Consider the following 3,701-nt stretch of genomic DNA (forward strand, 5'->3'; position numbering starts at 1 on the left):
ATCCAAGGCAGATTAATTACCTCACCTTGTCGATTCTTAACGACGAGCAGCTTGGAGTTATACGCGTACAAGCCGTTATAGTTGACACGATATATGAGGCCAAGTTTCTGCCATCTAAGCTTAGCTCTCCGCACTGTATCGCGGAAAACGCCTAGAGCTTCAGCTAACTCGTCGTTTGTTGGTACGCTCCCGTCTGGTTTTGGATTGAGCACCATCCGGCGAAACATTTCATTCCAATGTTTGTTCTTCGGTGGTGGATTATCCGCTATTTCTGAAAGCAATGTGAGATTGACACCGGCCTGACCGGGTTCAATTTCGTCTGCAACGGGAATACCTTCAAATGGTTTTACTGTAATAGATCCCTTCATTCTTTCCGCCGGTCTAGTGTTCCAAGGTTTGACTTTAATTGGTTCGCTTATGGGTGTGATTTATTCGAGGAACATTCCCAACCGATAGCATTTAGGTCTGGCCTGTCAACGGCGTGCTTCAATAGGCAGAACCAAGGCGCGGACGTGCTGACCTAATACTAAAGTCAATTTCGGTCGTTGATACGATGAGTGGCGATTTCCCCCGTACGGGGGAAACGCAAATCACATCGGATCGAAATTATATTAGCGAAGAATGGAGCAAAAATCGATCTGGCGCTCAACATTCGTTTTCTGAATAATAAAAAGTTCATAGAAGTGAAATCCACAAGAAATTTGGGCATTGTCGGCCTACGGCCGACGGGGTTTTTTCTCTGGCTCCGGCCTTCTCTACAGCGCTATTTATTTGCGCGTTCAGGCCTCCGCCTGCTGCGCCTGCTTTCTTCTGAAAGCAGGCTACGGCCCTTCGGGCTGAAAAACCCTTTTGAGCGGAAGGCCGACAAAATGTCGGCTCTTACTTTTGCCCTTCGGGCGAAACAAAAATCCGTCAGAAACGGATCTTCACTGTCGCGAGGTGGAGGACTTGCCCCCGCCTGGGCGGGGGCAAGGGGATTAATCCCAAGGGATGACTGCCATCAGGCTTTCGTCATCCTGCCCCGGATAGCGCCCGAGGTTGGCGTTTAGCTTCGCAAAGCCGGTGTTGACGGTGAGGGTGTAGTAATCGGCGTCCCTCTGGTTCTTCTTCCGCCAGATGCCGCCAATCTCGATGCGGCGCTTGCGCGGGGATTCTGCGAAGAGGCGATAAACCGGAGCCTTGGGGTTTGTGCTGGCGAAGGGTTCGCCGGTGATGTCGATGTCGAAGGACAGCGTGGCGAGATTGCCGGTCAGGTTGTCGGTTTCGGCGTCGAACTTGATGAAGTTTACGAGGTCAGACATTGCGCGATCTCCTTTGCTTGCGTTGTCGATGGACACGAGTAAGGACCGGTTAGAGACCCTGCTGCACCCGCAGGGCCGCAGCGAAGCGAAGGGCGGGATTTAGGAACGATTTTGTTTCGCGAGGAGCGCCGCAGGCGCGGGGAAAATCGTTTCGTTTCCCGTTGCGGCGGGGTCGGCCGGTTCTAGTGGCCTATCGATCGACAACGCGGCCATGCAAAGGAGATATATCCGCTATGTCTCTGGCTCCGAGATATTCATGACTCGACTGCACTGAACGGCCTGATTGAAGACTCCCAACTTTCCAGCCACCATCATTCAGGGTCGCGCCTTCTGCTAACGCACCCCGGCCCTGGCGCCGATCATCGATGCAGGCTCCCTCCCTGCATTGCTGTGTCAGGTGGCATCTGGCGGAAGAAAAATTGATCGCGCGGCATATGCTCCCGTCACGATCGACCACAGCCGCGACGGTTAAAACGCTGCGCGGTGTCTGACGCGCCTCAGAATGACGACCTGCGCGGCTTTCATCCGCGGCCGTATTCCTGTCGCCAGTCAGGCGGGGGCAAGTCCTCCACCCTGCCGCTATGACCACGGCAGACGATCAAATAGCCTTCACCGATCAGTTCATTGCCGACTTCGCCAACGCCCGCAGAGATGGGGCAAGATGCAATTCACCCTGAGCGGAACGATAGAGCATCGACAGGAAATAACGGGCTGGCTTCTGGATCTCGGCCGCGCCGGGCTTCAGGGCTGCCGCGCGCATAATTTTCTCGGCCACAATAGCAAGCGCCGCCAGCGCATTGTGCAGGCCGGCGACCTGTACGCCGGCAATCCATGTTTCGCGCGGGATCTGGATCAGCGTCCGGACTGTTTCGGCGTTCCGTTCAAGATCATGCCAAGTTTGCAGCCCAATTCCATATTCAACCTGCAATTGGCGGCACCCTAACCGGAGTAAATCGAGGGTTGTTGCTGGATCTGTGTCTGACGGTCTTTCAGCTTGTGCAAAGGCTCCTGTCCGCACAGGCTTTTTTTCAAAAGCCATTTGATCGGCTTTGCCGATCTCAGTCTTATTGACTGATCGGGCGTCAGCCCGATTCCGCTTCTCTTTTACAGAATGTGGGGAGGTTGTAGTTGTATATGGGGGGACATATTTGTCCTGTGTGGGGGACATAATTGTTTCTTCATTATCAGGATATGCACAATCTTGATCCCTCTCAAAAGGGGCGTAGAGCGCAAGTACATCGTTCAGCAGATCAACGAGCTGAGAGAGATATTCAGGTTGCGATCGCTGCTCATGGAAATGCGGCACCAACCGGTTGAACTGATCCTCGAACCGTTTCGTTTGATGGCCGTCGCGGCGTAGCTGCTCAAGGGCATCAACGATCTGACGGGCGACACCTTGGCATTGGCGTGTTGTCTCGCGCATCGAGCGCCATGTCTCAAGATGGGCGTTCGCCAGTTCTTCCAGCTCGGCAAGGCGATGACGTGCTGGCGAAAAGTCGAGGCCGAAGCTTCCACCTCCTTCGCGGTTCACATAGCGGCGGCCGGTCGGGCTGTCGCGATAAGCGACAATGCCCGCCTCGACGAGCGCGCGGATTGCGCGTGAGACGGTCTTTTCGCTGACGCCCAGATCATAGGCAAGACGCGCATTGGAGATCGCCACAACCGGGCGATTTTCATGCGTCCAGTCCTTGGCCGGTGAAATCGCCAGCAAGGTATCGAGGATCTGATAGGTGTAGCCTTTTATCCCTAGGCGACCGGCGCATTTCTTCAATGCGCTCGCCACTTGGGCTTTCGTCACTGGTGCATGATCGCTTTGCATGGCGAGTGCCGCGCTGGCGAGAATGCCAGGCGTCATCTTTCTGAAGCTTGCTATGGTTTGCATTGGTTTCCTCTCCGAAACCCGGGCAAAGCAGAGCCGTTCGCAAAAGCTGCGTTTGATGTTGACAGAGGGGGCGGGAGACCATAAATTGGAACTTAAGTTTTTGCTGTCCCTCAGAGCGTCGCCAAACGCTTTATGGATTTATCTTTTGCCCCCCGATGTAGCTTGCTGCGTCGGGGTTTGCATTTCCGGGTCTTGTTTCTAACTCCAAATCAAATTCATCAATACGACTCGTGGCCGCGTAAGCTGTCACGCTACCCTATTTGCAACATAAAGCAAAATGGTACTGGAAACTTTTTTCCATCGGATTTTGCCGGATTTGTCGCAAAAACCTGCATATTCGGGCTTTTGGGGGCAAATTTCCGGCAGTCCTGCCCTATGCAGCTAGGAAACAGCGCTCGAATCGTCCGAGTGCTGGCAGCATGAATCCATTCATGCCAAATCGTAAGCAAGACGCGATGAAAGCTTTTCAGGATCTGCGAATAGATCTGCGCGTCGCTGCCGCTGATCTGGCAGCCGGT

The 3,701-nt window shown here is 54.0% G+C and carries 4 protein-coding genes; all 4 read right to left on the reverse strand.

Annotated elements, in window-relative coordinates; genetic code table 11:
* On the reverse strand, window positions 1-368 hold a 368-nt coding region (locus JNC80_RS19815), incomplete at its 3' end, for a hypothetical protein (RefSeq protein WP_376711396.1).
* Window positions 369-977: 609 nt separating this feature from the next.
* The gene (locus JNC80_RS19820; protein WP_138787535.1) at window positions 978-1,301 is read right to left on the reverse strand and encodes a DUF736 domain-containing protein; all 324 of its coding nucleotides are present in this window, start codon (window positions 1,299-1,301) and stop codon (window positions 978-980) included.
* Window positions 1,302-1,917: 616 nt separating this feature from the next.
* Entirely contained in the window at window positions 1,918-3,183 is a 1,266-nt protein-coding gene (gene repC / locus JNC80_RS19825; RefSeq protein ID WP_376711397.1) for a plasmid replication protein RepC, read from the reverse strand.
* Window positions 3,184-3,434: 251 nt separating this feature from the next.
* Window positions 3,435-3,701: hypothetical protein (locus tag JNC80_RS19830; RefSeq protein ID WP_376711398.1), on the reverse strand; the 267-nt coding region annotated here is incomplete at its 5' end.

The organism is Pseudochrobactrum lubricantis, from assembly GCF_041929865.1.
GTDB classification, from domain to species: domain Bacteria; phylum Pseudomonadota; class Alphaproteobacteria; order Rhizobiales; family Rhizobiaceae; genus Pseudochrobactrum; species Pseudochrobactrum saccharolyticum.